The organism is Streptomyces sp. NPDC017991 (assembly GCF_044328075.1).
In the GTDB taxonomy this organism is placed as follows: Bacteria; Actinomycetota; Actinomycetes; order Streptomycetales; family Streptomycetaceae; genus Streptomyces.
This window is the reverse complement of the sequence record NZ_JBIRGP010000012.1, coordinates 153,510-175,018: the sequence shown is the minus strand read 5'-3', so window position 1 is coordinate 175,018 and position 21,509 is coordinate 153,510. Positions and strand designations below refer to the sequence as shown.

General features: G+C 70.2%; 18 protein-coding genes. 8 read left to right on the top strand and 10 right to left on the bottom strand.

The features are described from left to right. Positions 1 to 2: 2 nt before the first annotated feature. Together ACH4DZ_RS31560 and ACH4DZ_RS31555 are read left to right on the top strand one after the other, a co-directional pair. Complete coding sequence (locus ACH4DZ_RS31560; RefSeq protein WP_398290859.1) at positions 3 to 1,265, top strand: RedV protein; 1,263 nt, start codon at positions 3 to 5, stop codon at positions 1,263 to 1,265. A 452-nt stretch (positions 1,266 to 1,717) separates the two neighbouring features. Next, on the top strand, positions 1,718 to 2,350 hold the full coding sequence (locus ACH4DZ_RS31555) for a DNA-binding response regulator (RefSeq protein ID WP_398290857.1): 633 nt from the start codon (positions 1,718 to 1,720) through the stop codon (positions 2,348 to 2,350). 47 nt (positions 2,351 to 2,397) lie between these two features. Here the strand turns inward: ACH4DZ_RS31555 and ACH4DZ_RS31550 are convergent, their stop codons facing one another. The 4 genes from ACH4DZ_RS31550 to ACH4DZ_RS31535 form a co-directional block, all read right to left on the bottom strand. After that, positions 2,398 to 2,712 carry a RedY protein gene (locus ACH4DZ_RS31550; RefSeq protein WP_398290855.1) on the bottom strand — a complete coding sequence of 105 codons (315 nt, stop codon included), beginning with the start codon at positions 2,710 to 2,712 and terminating at the stop codon, positions 2,398 to 2,400. Between the two features lie 67 nt (positions 2,713 to 2,779). Then, on the bottom strand, positions 2,780 to 3,958 hold the full coding sequence (redW, locus tag ACH4DZ_RS31545) for an L-prolyl-[peptidyl-carrier protein] dehydrogenase (RefSeq protein WP_398290853.1): 1,179 nt from the start codon (positions 3,956 to 3,958) through the stop codon (positions 2,780 to 2,782). Next, complete coding sequence (locus ACH4DZ_RS31540; protein ID WP_398290851.1) at positions 3,955 to 6,912, bottom strand: polyketide synthase; 2,958 nt, start codon at positions 6,910 to 6,912, stop codon at positions 3,955 to 3,957. Before ACH4DZ_RS31540 ends, redW begins: the two co-directional genes overlap by 4 nt. 127 nt (positions 6,913 to 7,039) lie before the next feature. Beyond that, positions 7,040 to 7,828 (bottom strand): BTAD domain-containing putative transcriptional regulator, encoded by a 789-nt coding sequence (locus tag ACH4DZ_RS31535; protein ID WP_398290849.1) that lies wholly within the window; start codon positions 7,826 to 7,828, stop codon positions 7,040 to 7,042. A 10-nt stretch (positions 7,829 to 7,838) separates the two neighbouring features. Between ACH4DZ_RS31535 and ACH4DZ_RS31530 the strand changes: the two genes are divergently transcribed. Then, positions 7,839 to 8,054: a hypothetical protein gene (locus ACH4DZ_RS31530; RefSeq protein ID WP_398290847.1), complete on the top strand. Its 216-nt coding sequence runs from the start codon at positions 7,839 to 7,841 to the stop codon at positions 8,052 to 8,054. 341 nt (positions 8,055 to 8,395) lie between these two features. Beyond that, the gene (locus ACH4DZ_RS31525) at positions 8,396 to 10,033 is read left to right on the top strand and encodes an amidase (protein WP_398290845.1); all 1,638 of its coding nucleotides are present in this window, start codon (positions 8,396 to 8,398) and stop codon (positions 10,031 to 10,033) included. 23 nt (positions 10,034 to 10,056) lie between these two features. On the opposite strand, the gene ACH4DZ_RS31520 is transcribed toward ACH4DZ_RS31525, so the two are convergent. Next, the gene (locus tag ACH4DZ_RS31520; protein ID WP_398290843.1) at positions 10,057 to 10,917 is read right to left on the bottom strand and encodes an NmrA family NAD(P)-binding protein; all 861 of its coding nucleotides are present in this window, start codon (positions 10,915 to 10,917) and stop codon (positions 10,057 to 10,059) included. Between the two features lie 128 nt (positions 10,918 to 11,045). On the opposite strand from ACH4DZ_RS31520, the gene ACH4DZ_RS31515 reads away from it, so the two are divergent. Further along, positions 11,046 to 11,759 (top strand): TetR/AcrR family transcriptional regulator, encoded by a 714-nt coding sequence (locus ACH4DZ_RS31515; protein WP_398290841.1) that lies wholly within the window; start codon positions 11,046 to 11,048, stop codon positions 11,757 to 11,759. Positions 11,760 to 11,824: 65 nt separating this feature from the next. On the opposite strand, the gene ACH4DZ_RS31510 is transcribed toward ACH4DZ_RS31515, so the two are convergent. The 5 genes from ACH4DZ_RS31510 to ACH4DZ_RS31490 form a co-directional block, all read right to left on the bottom strand. Continuing rightward, on the bottom strand, positions 11,825 to 13,252 hold the full coding sequence (locus tag ACH4DZ_RS31510; RefSeq protein ID WP_398290839.1) for a cellulose binding domain-containing protein: 1,428 nt from the start codon (positions 13,250 to 13,252) through the stop codon (positions 11,825 to 11,827). An 82-nt stretch (positions 13,253 to 13,334) separates the two neighbouring features. Next, the gene (locus ACH4DZ_RS31505) at positions 13,335 to 14,867 is read right to left on the bottom strand and encodes a beta-N-acetylhexosaminidase (protein WP_398290837.1); all 1,533 of its coding nucleotides are present in this window, start codon (positions 14,865 to 14,867) and stop codon (positions 13,335 to 13,337) included. A gap of 51 nt (positions 14,868 to 14,918) precedes the next feature. Further along, positions 14,919 to 15,758: a carbohydrate ABC transporter permease gene (locus ACH4DZ_RS31500; RefSeq protein WP_398290835.1), complete on the bottom strand. Its 840-nt coding sequence runs from the start codon at positions 15,756 to 15,758 to the stop codon at positions 14,919 to 14,921. Beyond that, positions 15,755 to 16,744, bottom strand: a complete 990-nt coding sequence (locus ACH4DZ_RS31495; RefSeq protein ID WP_398290833.1) for a carbohydrate ABC transporter permease — start codon at positions 16,742 to 16,744, stop codon at positions 15,755 to 15,757. Before ACH4DZ_RS31495 ends, ACH4DZ_RS31500 begins: the two co-directional genes overlap by 4 nt. Before the next feature lie 68 nt (positions 16,745 to 16,812). Next, a complete protein-coding gene (locus tag ACH4DZ_RS31490) occupies positions 16,813 to 18,069 on the bottom strand; it encodes an extracellular solute-binding protein (RefSeq protein WP_398290831.1) in 1,257 nt (418 codons plus the stop codon). Positions 18,070 to 18,383: 314 nt separating this feature from the next. Between ACH4DZ_RS31490 and ACH4DZ_RS31485 the strand changes: the two genes are divergently transcribed. From ACH4DZ_RS31485 to ACH4DZ_RS31475, 3 genes are all read left to right on the top strand, one after another. Continuing rightward, a complete protein-coding gene (locus ACH4DZ_RS31485; RefSeq protein WP_398290829.1) occupies positions 18,384 to 19,223 on the top strand; it encodes a GntR family transcriptional regulator in 840 nt (279 codons plus the stop codon). A gap of 183 nt (positions 19,224 to 19,406) precedes the next feature. Continuing rightward, positions 19,407 to 19,991, top strand: a complete 585-nt coding sequence (locus ACH4DZ_RS31480; protein ID WP_398290827.1) for a TerD family protein — start codon at positions 19,407 to 19,409, stop codon at positions 19,989 to 19,991. Between the two features lie 182 nt (positions 19,992 to 20,173). After that, positions 20,174 to 21,454 (top strand): MFS transporter, encoded by a 1,281-nt coding sequence (locus ACH4DZ_RS31475; protein ID WP_398290825.1) that lies wholly within the window; start codon positions 20,174 to 20,176, stop codon positions 21,452 to 21,454. Positions 21,455 to 21,509 lie beyond the last annotated feature (55 nt).

Below are 21,509 nucleotides of genomic sequence, written 5' to 3'. Positions count from 1 at the left end.
CCGTGACCAGCTCACCCACCTCGACACCCCGCCCGCCCTCCGCGGAACGCCGAGCGCCCTTCGAACATGCTCTGCGCGCAGCGGCCGACATCGCCGCGCTCAGCCCGTCGTCGCACAACTGCCAGCCCTGGGGCGTCGCCCGGCCCACCGGCCGCGGCGCGCGCCGGGCAGTGGAACGGCTCGTCGACGAGGCTCCCACCGGCGGCCCCGAAGCCCCCGGCGGCACCTCCGGTGAAAGCGGAACCCGGGGAGGTGGCACGGACGAGTACGTGATCCTGGCCCTCGACCGGGAGCGTGCACTCACCTCCCTGCCCGCGCACGCCGTCGAGATGCTGGTCAGCTGTGGCGCGTACCTGCAGATCCTGTTGCGCTCCCTGGCCCTCCAAGGCTGGTCGACGGACCGGATCCGATTCGTCGAACCGCCCGCCGGCGGACGGGCGGGCGGAGCCCACGACGTGGGTAGCTCACTCGGTGACACCTGGCCGGTGTCATGGTCACCCCTGTGCGCGGTCCGGCTGCGCCGCACGGACCGGCCGGACGGTTCTCTCGCCGAACTCCGCCGCACCGCCATGGCCCGACGGACCAACCGTGCGCCCTACCGCCCCGATGCGGTCGAACCAGCCGTCCTGGACGGTCTGTCCGCCCCGTCGACCGGCGTCGCGGAGGGCGCGGGCGTCACCGTCCGGCATCTCGTGGCCGACAGCGAGCGCGCGGCCTTCGCCGGCCTCGTGGCCCGCCACGGGGGACGTGACTTCAGCCATCGACAGGCCTGGCACGAGACGTACTCGTTCGTGCGCCGGGACGAGGCCGAGGCAGAAGCGCGCGGCGACGGATTCGCCCTCAGCCAGCTGTTCGGGCCGTTGTCGGCGACACGGCGCCACGCCCTGCGCCTCGCGCTGGCTCCCACCACGATGAATGTGCTCCGCCACGTGGGCTACCACCGGGTGCTCGCCCGCCAACTCGCCCGCGTCGTACGGCCGACGCCGGTCATCGTCGCCATGGGTCTGGCCGACGCGCTTCCCGGTGTCGAGGCCACCGTCCGCGGTGGAGCCAGGCTGGCGGAATACTGGCTGCGGGCCACGGAGGCGGGGCTCGTACTGCATCCCGTCAGCGTCGTCCTGCAGCACGACGACGTACGAAAGGAGCTGCAGGACCGGCTGGGACTGCCGGGGCGCACCATCTTCGTGAGCAGATTGGGGCGCCCTCTCACAGGTTTCCCGCGGTCCCCGCGCCGGATAGGAGACCGTGCCGTATACACGATCTGACACGTCGTCCAAAGGTCCCGTGAAATTCTTCCGGGCGTTGTCATAACCAGCCACCAAATACCGGACACATAAGGAGCGAGGTTACTCGGTGGTAAAACTCCATGAGGTCCTGGGAGAGCCGTGAGTCTGTGACTCCTGTGTTACCCTGCATATGCCATGCGGCCTCGATGTTGCGAGACCGATAAGCAGCGAGGGTCTCCTGGAACACGCAGGGTCGCGTCAATCTCGGGGGAGGAACGAACCTTGCACTGCTCTCGGCGAACGGGCCTCAATGCCACTCATCGTTTCGCGTGGACGACCTACCTGATCACCGAACGATGAGCGTCCACCGGCGGAGGTCGGAACACCGAGCCGTGCGGGACGACTGGTCGCTTTCTCCGGCGCATCGCACCGCCCCGGGCGGTGGTGCCGGACGCCGCATCCGGGTGCTGCTCTGCTGTGAGGGATCGATCGTGGGTGCCGGTATGCGGGCGCTGCTCGATCAGCAGCCCGACATCGCTGTCATCGGTTACGCGACCGGGACGGATTCGGAAGCCGCCGCCGCCGACTCGACACCGGACGTCACCGTGGTGGTCGCCCCCGCTCTGACCATCGAGGACAAGCGGGAGTTGACCGCTCTGGCGGCACTGACCAAGGTCGTCCACATCACGAAGGCCGAGAACGCCAGCCGTTCGATCGAGATCCTGCGTCTCGGGGTCCGCGCCGTCCTCGCCCCCGACACCTCCGCCGACGAGCTGATCCATGTCCTGCGGACGGTCAGCGCGGGCAGTGCGATGGTCATCCCCGAGGCGGCCCGCAGGAGCCTCGACAGCCTGCCGCAGCGCCCTGCCTCCGCGCTCGCCGCGAGCGTCGTGCCCTCGCTGACCCCACGGGAGACCGAGGTCATCGCCCTGCTCACCCAGGGAAAGTCCAATGCGGAGATAGCGGAGAAACTATCGGTTTCCACAGCGACCGTTCGCTCCCACGTTCACCATTTGCTGAGGAAACTGGGTGTCGGAAGTCGCGCCCAGGCCGTGGCCGTCGCCTACGAGACCGGACTCATGGCGGCCATTGAACAGAATTCAAAGGACTCGGGCCGGAGCTGACGACTGCAAATCAATACGCCTTTCGCCGCCGAAGGCTCATCCGCTATTCACACGCGATAGCCGTCTCCGATACGCTCGCCCACCGTCTCGGACACGACCTCGGCCATCTGGTCGAAGTCGGAGACCAGCTTTCGAAATGGCGGGCTCTGCATGTCGTGCTCGAAGTCCGCGAGGCTTGATACCTCGATGATTTCGACGTAGGCGAGGGGCGCGTCTCGTTCGGCGTCCACGCGCTGGACGCCGAACGAGAGGACACTGGGCAGTTCGGGGCAGGTGGCGTAGTCGACGTCCCGTACCCATGTCTCGAAGCGGTCCGGTGCCACACCGTCGAGCAGACGGATACGGTGAACGATGATGGCCATGGTGTACTCCGTTCCGGGCCGGACAAGGTGACCGGCCCGACGAGTGGTTGCCGGAGCAATCGGTGGATCAGCGCCGTCCGGCCCGGCGGCGGCTGCCGCTCAGACCCAGCGCCCGGGCGATGTTGTTCTTCTGGATCTCGTTGGTGCCGGAGAAGATCCGCGCGGGGAGCGCGTCACGCAACAGCGTCTCGGCCTCCCCTTCGAGGATGCCGAGAGCACCGCGCACCTGAATCGCGTCGAGGCCCAACTGCACGGCGGCCTCGCTGACGGCCAGCTTCGCCAGCGCGGGAGCCACCTCGTCCTCGGAGCCCCGCGCCAGCCCCCACGCGGCCCTGTAGAGCAGGAGCCTGGCGGACTCCAGCCGCAGGGTCATGTCGACGAGACGATGGCCCACCGCCTGGAAACTACCGATGGGAGCACCGAACTGCTCACGCTCTGCCGCGTACTCGACCGTCGACTCCAGGACACGCTGCATGGCACCGAGATAGGCGGCGAAGAGGCAGGTGCGCTCCCACTTCATGGAGGAGGAGAACACACTCGCCCCCGCGCCCCGGGCCCCGAGCACATCGGCCGACGGCACCACACACTCGTCGAAGTGGACGTCGGCCGTCGGTGAGCCCCGCAGACCGACCTTGGTATAGGGCGGCCCCACGCTGAGTCCGGGCGTGCCCGCCTCGACGACGAACGCCGTCAGACCGAAGAAGCCACGTCCCGGCTCCGTCGCCGCCTGCACGACGAAGACATCGGCGACCGGCGCGTTCGTGGTGAAGCACTTGCTGCCGTGCAGCACGTAGTGGTCGCCCCGGAACTCGGCGCGCGTACGCAGGTTCAGCGCGTCCGAACCCGCCTCGGGCTCGGTGATGGCATGCGCCGCGATGCGCTCTCCCGAGCAGAGCGCCGGCAGCAGACGCCGCTTCTGCTCCTTCGTACCGAACTCCACGATCGGCATCAGGGCGGCGAACAGGTGCGCCGCGACGGAGAAGGCGAAGCCCGTGTCGGAGGAGCCGTACCCCAGGGCCTCCATGACCGCTGACGCGGCGACCGCGTCCAGGCCGCTGCCCCCATACTCGACAGGGACGACGCCACCGACCACACCCTGCTTGCCCGCGAGGAGCCAGCGCCTGCGGAACCCGTCGGCGTCGAAGGCCGCACCGGTCTCCTCGCGCCGGCCGTCCAGCTCGCGCCTGGCGAACGCCACCATCATGGTGCGCATCTCCTCGACGTCCGCGTCGAACTCGAAGTTCATCGTGCTCCGCCCATGCGTTCTTCGTGCTCCTCGACGAGTACGTGATAGTTGATGCCGCCCGTGCCGAACGAGCTCACCGCGGCGCGCCTCGGCCGCCCGGGGTCCTTGACCCACGCCGATGGCTCGGTCGAGACCACGGCGGGAACCGCGGCCAGGTCGAGCGCCGGATTGAGGGTGTGCAGGTTCGTGTTGGGCGGCAGTGTCCGCGCCCGCATCGCCAGCAGCGTGCGCAGAAGTCCGGCGCTCCCGGCGGCGGCGAAGGTGTGGCCGTAGAACGACTTGGCCGACCCGATCTCCAGCGGACGGGTGCGCCGGGCCCCGCCGTAGACCTTCGCGACCGCGGCGATCTCCACCCGGTCCCCCACCTTGGTGCCGGTGCCGTGCGCCTCCAGGTAGTCGACCGCCGAGGGGTCGAAGTCGACCTGGGCGAAGGCCCGTTCCATCGCACGTGTCTGTCCCGCGACATCGGGCGCGATCAGGGATTTGGCGTCGTTGGACGCTCCGACGCCCCGGACGAGACCGAGGATCTCGTCGCCGTCGCGCAGCGCGTCACCGTAGCGCCTGAGCAGGAACAGACCGCAGCCGTCGCCCGGCGTGAAGCCGTCGGCGCCCGCGTCGAACGGCGCGTTCCTGCTGTGCGACAGCAGACCGAGCGCGGAGCACAGGACCATGTCCCGGGCGTTGCAGGCCAGTTCCACGCCGCCCGCGATCGCGAAGTCGGCGGCCCCCGCGCGCAGCGCGCCGACCGCCACGTCGATCGCTGCGAGGGAGGAGGCGCACGCCGCCTCCACGGCGAGGGGGACCGCGTCGAGCCCGTACTCGTTGGCGAGGAGGGCGGCGATCCCGCCGGCCAGGCAGCCGTCGAGCAGATCCGGCAGTACGCCCTCGTCCGGCGGGCCCAGGTGCTCGCGCAGGGACGTGAGGAGCGACTTCCTCTGCAGCGGGGACAGACCGCCGAGGGCGTCGAGACCGGCGACCGTGTCCTCCAGGTCCTGCAGCGACGACTCGGCGTTCAAGCGGCGCTCACGGGACAGGCCGAGATTGCTGCCGACGGCGATCAGTCCCCGGCCGCCCGGAGCGGTCGTGCCGCGTCCGGCGAGGAGTTGTGCGGCGACACCGAGGGCCAGGCGCTGCGCGCCGTCCATGGAGGCGTGGCGCGAAGGCGAGATCCGCAGGCCGGGTGGGGGAGCGGTCGGCAGCGCCGTGTGACCGCCCTGGTCGGTGTAACTGTGGGTCAGGCTCAGCGCGCCCGGGGCGTAGTACAGGTCCCGGTCCAGGACGGTCTCCGGCACCGGGCCGATCCTGCTGACGCCCGAGCGGATGGCCCGCCAGAAGCTCTCCGCGTCGGGCGAGTCCGCGAACCATCCAGCCAGCCCCACCACCGCGATCGGCTCGGTGTCCGACGCCGTGTCGCCGACCGCGTACCGGGCTGCGGGGCCGTCTCCGGGCAGCCGGGTCAGGCGGGCCCCCAGGCGGGTCCGGGTCAGGCGCGCGGCCTCGACGGCCGGCGTCCGGCCGTGCGAGCCCGTCCGGTCATGTCCTTCGGTTATGAGTCCGTCGGGTCCTTCGCCGCGTACGGGGCCTTCGTGTTCCTCGTGTTCTTCGAGTACGAGGTGGCAGAGCGTGCCGGTGAGGGAAGTGCCGTGCACGGTCGCCCGACGCGGGTGGCCCCCCTCTCCCGCCGGCCACGGCCGGCCCGCGCCGGCGTGCCGCAGTGGTGTGCCGGCGCGCGCGAACTCCGCCGCGTCGTCCGGTGCCAGCTGGGGCGGGACCCTGCGGTGGTGCAACGCGAGCGCGACCTTGCTGAGTGCGGCGATCCCCGCATTGGCGAAGGTGTGTCCGAGCCGGTCCTTCACGCTTCCGACGGCCACGGATCCGGCGGTGGCGCCCTCGTGGAGCGCGGCGAGCGCCGCCAGCTCCACGCGGACCTCGTGGTCGACACCGGATCCGACGCACTCGACGTACTGGATCGTCTCCGGGCGCACCGCCGCCGCACGCAGTGAGCCGACGGCCGTCGCGTGGCGGAGCCCGACGGACGGCGAAGCGGTGAACGGGCCGGGGCGGGGGTCGTGACGCAGCGAGCAGTCGAGGATCGTGGCGTAGATCCGGTCGCCGTCGCGTTCGGCGGTGGACAGGCGCTTGAGCAGGAGCGCCCCGACGCCTTCGCCGAGCACGAAGCCGGAACCGGAACCGGAACCGCGGCCGATTTCGGAGCCTTGCGACGCGAAGGGGCGGCTTGCGGCGGAGGTGAGCCCCTTGGCGTCGAGGGCTCTGACGAACAGCGGGCTCTCCCGGCGCTGCCCGGCGAGGACGAGCACCGCGTCCGACAGCCCGCCGCGGAGGTTGAGCACGGCTTGGGCGACACCCACGTACGAGGTCGCGTCCGCGGACTCCATGGCCAGCGTCCTGCCGTGGAACTTGAAGGCTGTCGCGATGCGCGCCGGGATCGTGCTCGCCATCTCCCCGACCCGGTCGTGCGGGGAACCGTGCAGGCGCCCGGCCAGGAGCACCCGCAGTTCGTCCGCGGCCCGCCTCGCGCTGTCGGAGCCGGCGCCCGCGGAGAGAGCCGCGTGTTCGACCTCGCGGACGTAACGACTCGCCTCGACGCGCAGCGCGTTGGCGTGCTGGCGGTCCAGGCCGAAGCACGTGCCGGTGATGACATCCGTTCGCTCAACGGGCAGAGCGCGCTCGGGATGCCCCGCGTCCGCCAGGCACTGCCGGGCGGCCTCCAGCATGAGAATCTGCATGCGGGCCATGGAACGCGCCTGGGCCGGGGGAATTCCGAACCGTGCGACGTTCACCTCTATGTCGTCGAGGCCCGGCGTCGCACGGGAGGTGGCCGTGACGGGAAATTCCTCGTTCACCAGTTGCCAGTACTCTTCGGTGCCCTGCGCATTCGGGTACAGGGCGGCGATCCCCACGATCGCCACGGGTTCCGCCGAATCGAACCGCATGATGTCTGAACACTCCCGCTGGTTGGCCCGGCCGACGGTTCAAGATTTCCGTGAGAGCGGAAAGTCGGAGAACAGCTGATCCCGGAGGGGAAACACAAGCCGCGAGGAAGACGCGGTCCCGCACACGTCAGTTTCTGGCGGCCGCGGGCTCCCGCCGGCCCGGGATGACCGCGGAGGGGAGCGTCAGCGACGGGTCCTGGGCGAGGATCTCCGTGTGACGGCGCTGGAGCAGGGCGCCCGGCCGGACCCCCAGCTCCTCGTCCAGTCGCTTTCTGGCCCACTGGAACAGATCCAGGGCCTCACCCTGCCGACCGGTCCGGTACAGCGCCAGCATGAGCAGTTCGCAGAACCGCTCGCGCAGCGGGTACCGGGCGACGAGCTGACGAAGCTCCGCGATCGCGCCCGCGTCGTCCCCCACGGCCAGATAGGCGCTGACCAGGTTCTCCCAGGCCGTGAGCCTGCGCTCGTCGAAGAGACCGGCCGCGCCGCGGGCCCGCAGTCCGTCGCCGGCGTCGAGCAGCGCGGGTCCCTGCCAGAGCCCGAGAGCCTGCTGCAGGAGCTGAAGTGAGCGCTCCGGACGGACCGGTAACTCGGCGGCCCCGCGCGCGGCCAGGTCGAGAAACCTGTTGCTGTCGACGCACTCGGGCGGCACTTCGAGAAGGTAGCCGTTGTGCACGGCCCGCAGGACGGAGGCGCCCTGATGCTGCTGGGCGGAGCCGACGATCACCTTGCGCAGCCGTGTCGCATGCGCCTGTAAGGCGTTCCGGGTGTTGCCCACGAGATGCCCGGACCACAGTTCCTCTGCCAGGTCCTCGTTCGATACGGCCCGGCCGGCTTCCAGCGCGAGAAGGGCGAGAAATGCCCGTACCTTGTTGGCACGTATGCTGTGATGCTTGCCGTTCACGCTGATGGACACAGGTCCCAGAATGTTGATCCGCAAGCTGTTCCCCCGTTGTGTGCTGCGCGATGTGCTGCTTCATGGAGAGACCGGCGTGAAAGCCGCGCTGTTTCAGAAAACGCGGCCGAAATTGCTGGGGTTCAGTCTTTCAGCCCTTCTGGCGCATGTCATCGGTCAGCCGGTCGATTTCCCCCGTACACGGGCGGTCGAGTCCTGGGGCGTGATCGGCTCAACCTTTCGTTGAGGTGGGTGGTGACAGGAGCCGACCAAGGGTGGACCGCGGTGGGAGGACGGGGGAACGGGACCTCGGCCGTTCGGACGAGGCCCAGTAGGGCGCGGTTCGGCGAGACGGCCGGACGACACGCGGAATGTCTGCCAACTCCATTGCGAGAAAGCTGAGTTGCAGAACAACTCCCGAGGCGTCTCACACCTCGTGGTGAACGTGGTCCGCCAGGCAGCAGGCAGCAGGCAGCAGGCAGCAGGCTGCTCCGGCTGTCCCCCGTCGCCGCATGGGGCTGCTCGCACCCCCGAGGCGGGGGACAGTCGGAGCGAGAAACGCCGGTCACACCTCTAGCGTGCTGGTGCATGACGTCCCAGGAGTCGCACCGAACGGACCGGACCGACACCCCACGCCGCACCGTGCTCGCACTCGGCACCGCCGCGGCCGCCACACCCCTGCTCGGCGGCACCCCCGCCCAGGCCCGCACCGCGAGCAGTACGCGCCACGCATCGACCACGGCACTGGATGAGCTGGGCATCAGCGAACTGCGCCAACGGATGGCTGACGGACGGCTCGACGCCCAACGGCTCACCCGCCACTACCTGGAACGCATCGAACGGGTCGACCCCCTCCTGCACTCCGTGATCGAGGTGAACCCCGACGCGCTGCGGGAAGCCCGGCGCCTGGACGCCGAGGGTGATCCCCGGAAACCGCTGCACGGCATGCCCGTCCTGCTCAAGGACCTGGTGGAGACCGCGGACCGGATGCACACCACGGCCGGATCACTCGCCCTGCGGGGCCTGCGTCCGACTGCCGACGCCGCCGTCGCGGCCAGGCTGCGCGCGGCCGGCGCAGTCATTCTCGGCAAGACGAACCTGAGCGAGTGGGCGGGCGGCATGTCGCTGACCCATCACGCGGGCTGGAGCGCCCGGGGAGGGCAGACCCGGAACCCCTACAAACTGGACCGGTCGCCGAACGAGTCGAGCTCCGGCAGCGCGGTCGCCGCCGCGGCCGGCCTGTGCGTCGCCGCGATCGGCACCGAGACCAACGGCTCGATCATCGACCCGTCCTCGGCCAACTGCGTCGTCGGAGTGAAACCGACCGTCGGACTGGTCGGACGCGGCGGTGTCATCCCCGGCGTGCCGAGCCAGGACAGCGTCGGCCCGATCGCCCGCACGGTCCGCGACGCCGCGATCCTCCTCGGCACCCTCGTCGGGGTCGACGACCGTGATCCGGCGACCAGCGCGAGCCGCGGCCACTTCCACCGTGACTACACCCGATTCCTCGACGCCGACGGGCTGAAGGGAGCGCGCATCGGCGTACCGCGAACGGTGTACTTCGGCTACAGCCACCATGCCGACGACATCGCGGAACGCGCGATCGCCACCCTGCGCGAGGCCGGGGCGACCGTGATCGACCCGGCTGACATCCCGACCGCCGAGCAACTGGAGGACCTGCCCAGCTCGATGGTCGTCCAGGCCTACGAGATCAAGCGCGCCCTCAACGGCTACCTGGCCACCGCCCCCGGTGACCACCCGCGCAGCCTGGCGGAGTTGATCGCGTTCAACCGCGAACACGCCGACCGCGAGCTGCGCTACGTACGGCAGGACGGACTGGAGGCGGTGCAAGGACTCGACTTCGGTGAACGCGAGTACCGCGAGGCGCTGGCCACCAACCACCGCCTCTCGCGCGCCGAGGGCATCGACGCGGTGCTGCGCCGGTACCGGCTGGACGCATTGGTGATGCCCACCACCGGGCCGCCCGCGAAGATCGACCTGATCCGTGGGGACAGCTACGGCGGAGGCGCTTCGACGCCCGCCGCCCTCGCGGGCTACCCCGCGGTCAGCGTCCCGGCCGGTTTCGCGTTCGGCCTGCCCGTCGGGCTGACGTTCATGGGCACGGCATGGAGCGAACCGGTCCTGCTCCGCCTCGCCCACGCCTATGAGCAGGCCGGCCGGGTCCGTCGCCCGCCGACCTACCGGCCGGCGGACGTCGGCTTCTGACCCGGCCGATGTACCTCCGGGTGTCACATGTGTTCGCGCAGGACCGTGCTCAGAGCGATGGGTTCCCGGCCGAGCAACTTGGCCAGTGTCGGGTCCACGGTGGCGAATTCTCCGGCGCGGGCCGCGGTGAAGACGCCCAGCAACTGGTCGGCCGTCTCGGCGGGCACACCGTGGCCGATGAGCTGCTGCAGGAACTGGTCGTCCGGGGCGGTGCTCCTGGTGAGGGAACGGCCGGTGACGTCGGTGGCGATGCGCGCGATGTCGTCGAAGGTCAATGCCTGGCCGGCGGTGAGCGGAGGAGTGGGTCCGTCGAAGCGGCCCTCGTCGGCCAGCACGGCGGCGGCCGCGTCGGCGAGGTCGGCGTGCGCGGTCCAGCTCACGGGTCCGTCCGCGGGGAGAGCGACCTGGCCGGTCTGCAGGCCCTGACCCAGGAACTGCATCGCGTTGGAGGCGTAGAAGCCGTTGCGCAACGAGGTGAACGGCACGCCGCAGTCGCGCAGCGCTTCCTCGGTGGCGGCATGGTCGCGGCAGGGCTGGAAGCGCGACGAGGCATCGGCTCCCATATGGCTGGTGTAAAGGATGCGGCGGGCACCGGCGGCCACGGCGCCGTCGATCGCGGCGCGATGCTGCCGTACGGCCTCTTCGCCCATCTTGTCGACCGAGACGATGAGTACCTGGGAGGCGCCCTCGAAGGCGTGGGCGAGGCTCGCGGCGTCGGTGAAGCTGCCCTGTCGGACCCGTACCCCCTGCTCGGCGAACGTCTTGGCCGCCGCCTTCTGCGGATCACGGACGCTGACGCCGATCCTGTCCGCGGGTACGAGGGTGAGCAGTCGTTCGACGATCTGGCGTCCGAGCAGTCCGGTGGCTCCGGTGACGATGATCATGTGGGGCTCCGATGGCGTGGTGGAGTGATGGCGTGGTGACAGCGATACGGCGATGGCGTTCCAGTGGAAACATCATGAGCGTATCACCGATATTAACGCTGGAAACGTCGGTGCGGTATCGTTGATATATGCCACCACAATCACGCGCCAGGGACGGGGCAGCCGTCGAGACCAGGCAGCGCGTCATCGAGGCCGCCGCCGACCTGCTCGCGCGCGAGGGCCGCGACGCCGTCACCACTCGTGCGGTGGCGGTCGCCGCGGGCTTGCAGCCGCCGGCCATCTACCGGCTGTTCGGCGACAAGGACGGGCTGCTGGAAGCGGTCGCCGAACACGGCTTCGCGACCTTTCTCGCGGCCAAACACGTCGACCCCGACCCGCGGGACCTCATCGAGGACCTGCGGGCCGGGTGGGACCTGGCGGTCGAGTTCGGTCTGGCCAACCCCGCGCTGTACACGCTGATGTACAGCGAGCCCACGAGGCCGACCTCGGCGGCGTTCAGGGCCGGTATGGAGGTCCTGATGGGCCGGATCCGCCGCCTTGCCGCCGGTGGCCTCCTCCGTGTCGGCGAGGAACTGGCGGCCACGCTCATCCACGCCACGGCACGCGGCGCCGTGCTCACCTGGCTGTCCCTGCCCGTGGACCGGCGCGACCCGGCCCTGCTGACCATTCTTCGGGAGTCCATGGTCACCGCCGTCACCAACGAGGAGCCGGCCGTGCAGGACGTGGGCCCGGCCGGCGCCGCCCGGGCCCTGCGCGCCACGCTGCCCGAGCAGTCGACCCTCAGCGGCGCTGAGCAGCACCTGCTGAGGGAGTGGCTGGACCGTCTCGCCTCCGACGGCTGACGAGCCGTGACCCGGGCCCGAGTCACTTGGATCCACGCCGCTCGGACCCGGGCCCGGGCGGGTGGTCAACTGCCGGGCACGGTGTCCTGGAAGGTGGTGCCCGCGCTGCGGTAGGCGTTCAACCTCGTGGTGACCTGCGCCGGCGTGAGGACCTGGTCCTTCACATGCAGGACGTAGTCCACCTGCTGGTCGTACGCCCGAGCCGTGGTGCTGGTCTGTCCCGCCAGGTCGATCAGCCACTGGTTGAAGTTGATCGACATGGGCCGCTCCGGCAGGTACGCGGAGCCGTGCGTACCGAAGAGCCGCCCGTCGATGTAGTACTTGATGGTGCTGTTGTCGATGGTCAGCACCAGGTCGTGCCAGCCGCTGAAGCTCTGCCTGGCCTCGGTGTGCTCGTTGACCGCCACCCACGGCTCGGCCTGGTAGGTCTCCCACGACGTCGTGTAGAGGATGTTGGACGGCTCACCCCAGCCGCCGTTGGGCAGGTACTCGAAGTCGTACTCGGAGTAGTCGTCCGCCAGCGGTGCCTTGAGGTCGTTGATGGTGAAGAACGTCTGGACGAGGCGGTCGCCGTCCGGACCGTACTTGGGCGCGTCGTTGAACCGGACCCGCGCCGCGTAGGTGCCGTTCTTGAACTTCGTCGCCTTGGTGAGGATCTCGGTCTGCTTGGTGCTCGCCGCGGTGCCGGCGGTCGAGGTCTCCAGGTTCATGACGGAGTTCCCGCCCGTGCCGGCGAAGGTGACTTTCTCCGGCGCCCAGGTGGCGCCGGGCACGCCGGGGCCACCGGAGTTGGAGCGCACGTTCCAGCCGTTCGCCGAGATCCTCGGGTCGCTGTACCCGGTGTAGTTGAAGTCGTCGAACAGCGTGGCGGCGTCGGCCGGAGGATCGGTCGGCGGGTCGGTGGGCGGATCCGTCGGCCCGTTGCCCGCGGGCGCCCGGCCCCACACGGTGGCGCCGCCCAGCTGCGCGGTGACCTTGGACCAGTCGCCGTACGACGTCTGGGAGGCGCCGAAGGAGTAGTCGTCGCTCTGGTTCACCGACGCCCAGGTCGACTGGTGGAAGCGCAGTTGCAGATCGCCGGTGTCGGCGCCGGGGGCGAGCGACCCGGCCCCGGAGGTGAAGCCGATCTCCAGATACCGGTCGGCCGTGGCGGTCGGGTCGGCGAGCGTGCCGAAGGTGCCCGTGACGTTGGCGCAGCCCTTGACGGCCCAGGAACAGGCGAAGCGATAGGTGGCGCCCGCCGAATCGGCTTTGAAGTAGTACCGCACCTTGACGCTGCTCAACTGCACGGTCGCGGTACCGGTGTTCTTCACCTTGAACCACGGTTCGGCCTGGTCGGCGCCGGCGCCGGTGGCGCTCGTACGGTACTGGACGCTCAGTCCGTCGCCGGCCGCGCTCGCGGTGGCCGGGAGTGCGGTGAGCGCGGCGGCGCCCATGGCCACCGCGACGGCGGTGTGTGCGGTGGCGCGCAGCCGGTTCTTCGCGAATCTCATGGTGGTTCCTCTCCAGAAAGGTGGGGGTGATTCCCGGAAACGGACGGGTCGGGGGAGGGATGGGTGGGGGTAGGGGGTGAGGTCAGGGGTGGTGGTGGACGCCGAGTGCGTCCAGCCGGGCCATGTGCCCGTCGAGCCGGGACCGGAAGTCGGACCAGTCGGTGGCGCCGCTCCAGCCGCGGTCGGCGAGGGCGCACAATCGCGGGTAGGTGAGGTATTCGATGTGCGCGGGCGTCGACACGAACTCCGTCCACAACTGGGCCTGGGTCCCCAGCACCCGCCCGGCGGCCTCGGCGTCCGCGTTCTCGGGCACCGGGTCGTGGGCGTGGACGGCACGCAGATCGACGACGGCTCCCGGCTGGGCCTGGGGTTCGTTCGGGTCGTCGGACTGGGCGTAGTCGAGATAGGTGGCCCGGTGATGGGCGTTGACGACGGAGTGGCCGCGGCGGGCCGCTGTCAGGGTGTGGGCCGGGTCGCGCCAGGTCATCACGGTGAACTCGGGGGGCAGTTCGGCCCCGGTCTCGGCCCAGCCGACCGGGGTGCGCCCGTTCCTGACGACATGCTCGCCGACCTTCCCGAGGAACCAGCCGTGCAGCGCCTCGGGACCCGACAGGCCCTCCGCCGACGCCCGTTCCCGTGCGGCGGCGCTGTGGGTCCACTCGCCGGTCGGGCACTCCTCGCCGCCGAGGTGGACGTACGGGGACGGAAAGACGTCCATGACCTCGTCGAGGACACCGCGGCAGAAGTCGAGGACCTCGTCGTGGACGCCGAGGACGGTGTCGCACACACCCCAGCGCGTCCACACGTCGAGGGTGCGCTCGGGGCGGTTGCCCAAGGAGGGATAGGCGGCGAGGGCGGCGCGTACATGCCCGGGCATCTCTATCTCCGGCACGACCGTGACGCCCCGGGCGGCGGCGTACCGGACCAGGCCGGTCAGTTCGCCCCGCGTGTACGCCCCACCGTGCGGGATTCCGTCGTACGTGCCGCTGCCGGCCGGGCCCAGCTGGGACTCGGCGCGGTGGCCGCCGATCTCGGTGAGCTTGGGACGGGCGGCCACCGGCATGCGCCAGCCCTGGTCGTCCGTGAGGTGGAGATGGAAGACGCTGATCTTGTGCAGGGCGAGCACGTCGACGTACCGGCGCAGATAGGAGACGGGCTGGAAGTGGCGTGCCACGTCCAGCATCGCGCCGCGCCAGGGGTGACGGGGGACGTCGGTGATGTCGGCGCACGGCAGCAGCCACCGGGTGACACGCTGCGGGTCCGCCGACAGGACGGCCGGGGGCAGGAGTTGGCGGACCGTCTGGATGCCGCGGAGCAGGCCGGTGGGGCGCGCGGCACGCAGCAGCACGGTGTGCGGGTCGACGGTGAGTCGGTATCCCTCTTCACCCAGCTCACCGGGGCCGGGATCGAGTGCCAGGGTGAACTGCCCCTCCGGGGAGGGTCGCAGGGGCAGCCCGGTGGCGGGGGCGAGCAGGGTGCGCAGCAGTTCCGCGGCAGGTTCGGCGCCTTCGCCGATCCGCAGGGCTGTGCCGGCGTCGAGCGTGAAGTGTCCCGGCCGCAGCACGGCCTCGGTGGGGCGGGGGACGAGGGTGGGCGCGGGTGGCTGTGCGGGCACGGATCGCCTCCGGAGCTGGTGCACGGGGAGCACATGGGGGAGTGGCAGGGGTCAGCCCTTGACCGCGCCGGCGGCGAAACCGGACGTGACATGGCGCTGGAGCAGCAGGAACACCACGAGCGCCGGGGCCGCGAAGAGGGTCGAGGCGGCCATGGTGGCGCCCCAGTCGGTGCCGAAGACGTTCTGGAAGGAGGACAGCCACACGGGCAGGGTGCGGTTGTCCTGCTGTTTGATGATGAGGAAGTTGGCGTAGGCGAACTCGTTCCAGGCGGTGATGTAGCCGAAGAGCGAGGTGGCCATGAGCCCCGGTGCCAGCAGCGGGAACGCGATGTGCCGGAACGCGCCGAGCCGGGTGCAGCCGTCGACCTGGGCGGACTCCTCCAGCTCCGGCGGGATCGTGCCGATGAAGCCGCGCAGGACGATGACCGTGAACGGCAGGGTCATCATGAAGTAGACGAGGGTCAGGGTCGGCAGCCGGTCCAGCATGCCGGTGTCCCGGGAGATGATGTAGACCGGGATGATCAGCGACTCCCAGGGCGCCATCTGGGCGATGAAGACCATGAGCATGAACTGCCGGCGCCCCTTCCACCTCATCCGCGCCACCGCGTAGGCGGAGCCGAGCGCGATGACGAGGGAGAGCAGGACGGCGCTCAGCGTGACGAGGAGGCTGTTGCGCCAGAACAGCCCGAAGCCGTCGGCGCCGACAGCGGTGCGGAAGTGGTCGAGCGTCCAGGTCCGGGGGACGAACCGCGGACTGTCGGACCGGATGTCGCGGGCAGGGGTGAACGCGGTCGCGACCATCCAGTAGACCGGGAACAGACAGAGCGCGACCGTGGCGACGGCGGCGGCGTTGAGGGGGATGCGGCGCATGCGGGGCCGGGTCGTGCTCATGCGGACTCGTCCTCCTGGCGGAACATCTGGCGGAAGTAGAGGACGAGCACGCCCGACATCAGCACGACGGTCACCATGGAGGCCGCCGACCCGAGGTCGTAACGCTGGCTCGACAGGGCGGTCTGGACCGCGTAGACGGGCAGGATCGTGGTCGCGTCGCCGGGGCCGCCGTTGGTCATCACCCAGATCTGGACGAACGCCTTGAACGTCCAGATCACTTCGAGCGAGAACACCAGCAGAAAGATCGGCCGCACGACCGGGAAGGTGAGGGAACGGAAGATCCGCGTCCCCGACGCCCCGTCGAGCCGCGCCGACTCGTACAGCTCGACGGGGACGGTGGTGAGGGCCGAGTACAGGGTGATCGCCGCGAACGGCACGGACTGCCACACGATGAGCGCGACCAGGATGGCGAAGGCGGCCGGTCCGTGCGCGAACCAGGCGTAGCGGTCGAAGGAGGCGAACCCCAGGTCCGTCAGGACCGCGTTGACGATGCCGAACTCCGAGTGGAACAGCCACTGGAAGACGGTGGTCGCCGCGATGACGGGCATCGCCCAGGTCAGTACGAGTGAGCTGAGGACCGCGGTCCGGCCGAAGCGGCCCAGCCGTTCGATCATCAGCGCGACCAGCGTGGACAGCACCATGATCAGGACGACGTTGACCGCCATGAAGAGGAAGGTGCGGCGCACGACCTCCCAGAAGCGGCTGTCACCGAGCAGTGTCCCGTAGTTGTCGAGTCCGACGAACCGCGCGTCGCCCAGGATGAGTTGACGCAGCCCGAAGTCCTGCAGCGAGATCACCACGGCGCGGACGAGGGGGTAGACGAGCAGGTAGAACGTGCCGAGGACGGCGGGTGCGATCAGGACGTACGGCCAGACGCCGGGCCCGCCGTCCTTCGACGGGCGGCGCGGTCCTGAGCCGGGGGAGCGCCGGGGGCGCCCGGCGGTCGGTGGGGGATGGGGCGCGGTCTGCTCTCGGACGGCCGTCACGGCACACTTCCTCCAGCGCGGCACCGGCGCGGACAGCCGGTGCGAGGACGTTTCGGGGACCGGCCGGTTCAGGTGCCGGTGTTCATCGCCGCGGTGATGGCCTCGGACGCCTTCGCGGCTTCCTTCCGCGGGTCGCCGCCGGTGAGTACGGCGGTCAGGTAATCCTTGATCGGGTTCTTGGCCTCGACGGCGGCCCAGCCGGGTGTGTTGGGCGTGGCGTGGCCTTCGGCGGCGCCGACCGCCATGGCCGAGGCGCCCGGGTCGGCGGCGACCGCGTCGGACAGCGTGGTCTTGTTCGGTACGTAGCTCATGGCGACGGCGAGCTTCTTCTGCCAGGTGTCGCCGGTGAGTTCCCTGACGAAGGTGTAGGCCGCGTCCTGGTCGGCGGAGGCCGTGGGGATGACGAGGTCGGAGCCGCCGGTGAAGACGGCGCCGGGGGTATCGGCGGTCTTCCCCGGGATCGGGAAGAACCCGAGCTTGTCCTTGAGCGCGGGGTTGTTCTCGACGACCGTGTTGGCGCCGCCCGGGGACGAGACGATCTGGGCGACCTTCCCCTTGGCCATCACGTCCGCCTGCGGGGGGTTGGCCTCGTCGGAGTCCTTGGGGCCCCTGCCGAGCGCCTGCAGCTTCTTGTAGAACTCCATGCCGCGGATCGCCTCGGGGGTGTCCAGCGAGCCCTTCCACTTGCCGCCGGACTCGGTGGCGAGGTCGCCGCCCTCGTCCCAGACGAAGCCCGCGAGGGTGTACCAGTTCTGGCCGGGCAGGTAAATGCCCTGTGTATCACCGGTGTTGAGCTTCCTGCTGGCGGCGATCCACTGGTCGCGGGTCCTGATCGCGGCCGGGTCGACGCCCGCCTCCTCGAAGAGGTCGGTGCGGTAGACGACGACGCGGTTGGCGGCGTAGTACGGGATGCCGTACTGCTTGCCCTCGAAAGCGCCGGGCTCGGCGAGGCCCTTGAGCCAGTCCTTCCCGCCGAGTTCGCCGACCTTGTCGCTGAGGTCGAGCAGCCCCCCGCTCTGCGCGAACTGGGCGACCTGGGTGTTGCCGGTCTCGATGACGTCGGGTGCGTCGCCGCTGGCGAGGGCCGCGGTGACCTTCTCGCCGATGCCGTCCCACTCCTGGATCTGCACCTTGACCTCGATGCCGGGGTGAGCGGCCTCGAAGCTCTTGACGAAGTCCTTCCGGAACCGGTCCGAGACGCTGTCGCGCATCAGCCAGACGTCGAGGGCGGTGTTCCCGTCGGAGGTGTCGGAGGAACTGCTGCAGGCACTCAGCCCGGCGGTCACGACGAGCGCGGACACACCGGCGAACAAGCGGAGCTTCACGGTTCACCTCTGGAGGACATGAGCAGACCACCTGACCAGTGAAGCCCACTGGACAGCTCACCTCTCGATGCGGGGATGAAACTGGCATAGACCAATCGACGGCGTCAACCCCTTGTGCCGCATGGGTTGTTGGCGTTCAGGCAGGGCGGTACCCGGGTGCCGAGCCATAGACAGCGGTTACACTTCGCCCGACCAGGAGTGACACTGCGCGCGACAACTGGTCAACTGGTAAAGGGAATCTCGCGCACGACAGCACGAGGGGCAGAGCATGGGGGGAGCGGCATGAGGGGGAGCGGCGTGAGGGTGGGGACGGCATGAGGGAAGACGCATCGGGTGCGGTACTGAAACGGGAGCGGGTCCGCGACTTCGTCCTCGACCTCGTCGAGTCACGCAGCCCGGGTGACGCGATCCCCTCCGAGCGCTCCCTGTGCGCCCGTCTCGGGGTGTCCCGCCCGACCCTGCGCGCGGCGGTCGACGAACTCGTGGCCGCGGGCCTCCTGGTGCGGGAACACGGCAGGGGCATGTTCGTCGCGCCCGAGAAGATCACCCAGGAACTCGTCTCCGGCCGGCAGACCATGACGGCACCCCAGGCCTCCGGCGCCTGGTCGAGCCGCCTGCTGGAGTTCACCACCTTCGCGGCCGGCGCACGCGTGGGCCGCAGACTGCGGATGTCACCCGCCGCCGAGATCGTGTACGTGGCACGGCTGCGCCTCGTCGACGGCGCCCCGATGGCCATCGAGCATCTGCACATCAGGGCCGATCTGGTCCCGACCCTGTCCGCCCGGGAACTGGAAGCGGGTGACCTGTACGAGCACCTGCGCGAACAGCACGGCGTACACGTCCAGGAGGCCGTACAGGCGATCGAGCCGACCGTCGTCACCCGGGCCGAGGCCGAACTGCTCGACGTTCCCGAACTGTCCCCGGCGCTGCTCTTCGAACGGCTCACCTCGGACACCACCGGACGGCCCGTCGAATACGTCCACTCGATCTACCGGGGCGACCGCTACCGCATTGTCTCCCGCCTCACCCTCGACCCCACGGCCACGGAACCACCGAACCGTCTCGGCCACCACCCAGGCATCCCCCCGGGCGACTTCGCCCACCGCGAGACCATCGCGTCCTCCACGCGGGGGGACATCCAGGCGGGGCAGTGAGGTGTCCCGCGGTGAGGTGGTGAGGTGGTGAGGTGAGGGGGCGGATCGCCTGATGGGCGCGTCGCGCCGCCTGTGACCCGGGCGGGGTGGGGATCTGGTGATTCGTGTGGGTCCCGGGCTATGTGGTGTGACACGGGGGAGGCACACTGCATACAGGCATTCTCACGATCAAGAGGAACAGGCATGATCACGCTTACGAAGGAAGACGGCCCGGCGGATCTCGACGGAGTGACTCATCTGTCGATCGGGGTGTCCTGGGACCCCACCGTCGGCAGCAGTGGCGGACTGATCGGAAAGCTGCGCCAGAAGACGGGCACGGACCTCGACCTGATCGCCATCGCCATGCAGGGCTCGGACCCGGTCCGGCTGGCGGGCCTGGACTCCCTGGACCCGCTGGGCAACGGCTCGTTGCTGCACTCCGGCGACAACCAGACCGGCAAGGGCGCCGGTGACGACGAGACGGTGACCGTCGAGTTCGCCCGCGTCCCGACGAACATCACCTCGATCGTCTTCGTCGCCGCCGCGTACAAGAAGAGCAGCTCCTTCCAGAAGGCGCGGAACATCAGTTTCAAGGTGTACGACGCCAGCGGCGGCACCACCCAGCAGGTCGCGGACATCTGGCCCAGCCTCCTCAGCAACGACAACGGCTGCGCCGTCGCCAAGGCGATCCGGGTCGGCGGGGCCTGGAAGCTGCAGGTGATCAACGAGACCGGGAAGATCAAGCAGGGCGACGAGCAGGCCCTGATGCGCTTCGCCGCGAGCAAGTAGGTCACGCGGAAGCGGTCGCACGGAAGCGGTCACGCGGAGGCGGGACGGGGCGGGACCGGCGTACGTGCCGGTCCCGCCCCGCCGTGTGTCGTGGTCTGCCGGGCGTCCTGGCTCGTCGATGTCCTGGCTTGCTCCAGAAGCGAGAGTGTACGTTCGTACGCTCCAGCTATAGGCTCCCCTTCATGACTGTTGACGTACTGCGCCGGCCCGCGTCGGCCGATCGGCAGGCTCGGGTGGCCGTTGCCGTGCTGTTCTTCACCAACGGAGCCCTGTTCGCCAACCTCCTGCCGAGGTATCCGCAGATCAAGGCGGATCTCGGTATGGGGAACGCGGCGTACGGTCTGGCCGTCGCGGCGTTCCCGGCGGGCGCCATCGCGGCCGGTCTCGCCGCGGGAGTGGTGATCCGTCGGATGGGCTCGGCGCGGGCGGCGGTGACCGGCACCCTGCTGACCGGCGCGGGCACCCTCGTCGCGGGTCTGGCCGACTCGGTGGTGCTGTTCGCGGGGGCGCTGTTCCTGGCCGGAGCGATGGACGCGGTCACCGATGTGGCGCAGAACGCCCACGGGCTGCGCGTGCAGCGACGTTACGGACGTTCCATCATCAACTCCTTCCACGCGATCTGGTCCATCGGCGCCGTCACCGGCGGATCCATGGCCGCCGCGGCCATAGCGCTCGACCTCTCACGCGGGCGGCATCTGACGGTCTCGGCGGTGGTGTTCGCGGTGGCCGTGTGCGTCGCCCTGCGGTTCTGCCTGTCCGGCCCCGAGACCGAGACCGAGCCCAAGCTCGGAACCGGGGGCGACGCCGGGACCGAGACCGTGGTGGACATCGGATCGGCGCAGGGCCCGGCGGCGGAGTCCGGTCCCGGCAGCCGTGGCGAGCGGCGGGTGGGGCCTCCGACGGCGGGTCGGCGTACGGCGTACGTGCTGGGCGCCCTCGTGCTCATCGCCACGGCCGGCACGCTCGTCGAGGACGCGGGCAGTTCCTGGGCCGCTCTCTACCTCTCCGGCTCGCTGTCCGCGTCGGTGACGCTGGCCGCCTGCGGCTATATCGCCCTGGTCGGAGCCCAGTTCGTGGGCCGCATCATCGGCGACCGCCTCGTCGACCGGTTCGGCCAGCGCACGGTGGCCCGCGCCGGCGGCCTCGTCGTCGTGGCCGGCATGGGCCTGGCGCTGGCCGTGCCCACGGTGCCCGGCACGATCGCGGGGTTCGCGGCGGCCGGGTTCGGCGTGGCGACGCTGGTGCCCGCGGCGATGCACGAGGCCGACGAACTGCCCGGCCTCAAGCCCGGTTCGGGGCTGGCCACCGTCTCCTGGCTCATGCGCCTGGGCTTCCTGCTCTCCCCACCGGTCGTCGGCCTGGTCGCGGACGCGGCCGGCCTGCGGGTGGGCCTGCTCGTGGTGCCCTTCGCCGGCCTGCTGGTGCTCCTGCTGGCGGGAGTGCTGCAGCCCGGACGCCGCTAGGGCCTGTCCGGCAATTCCCGTCGTCGCCCGGAGGGCGGCCTCGCGGCGTCAGGCG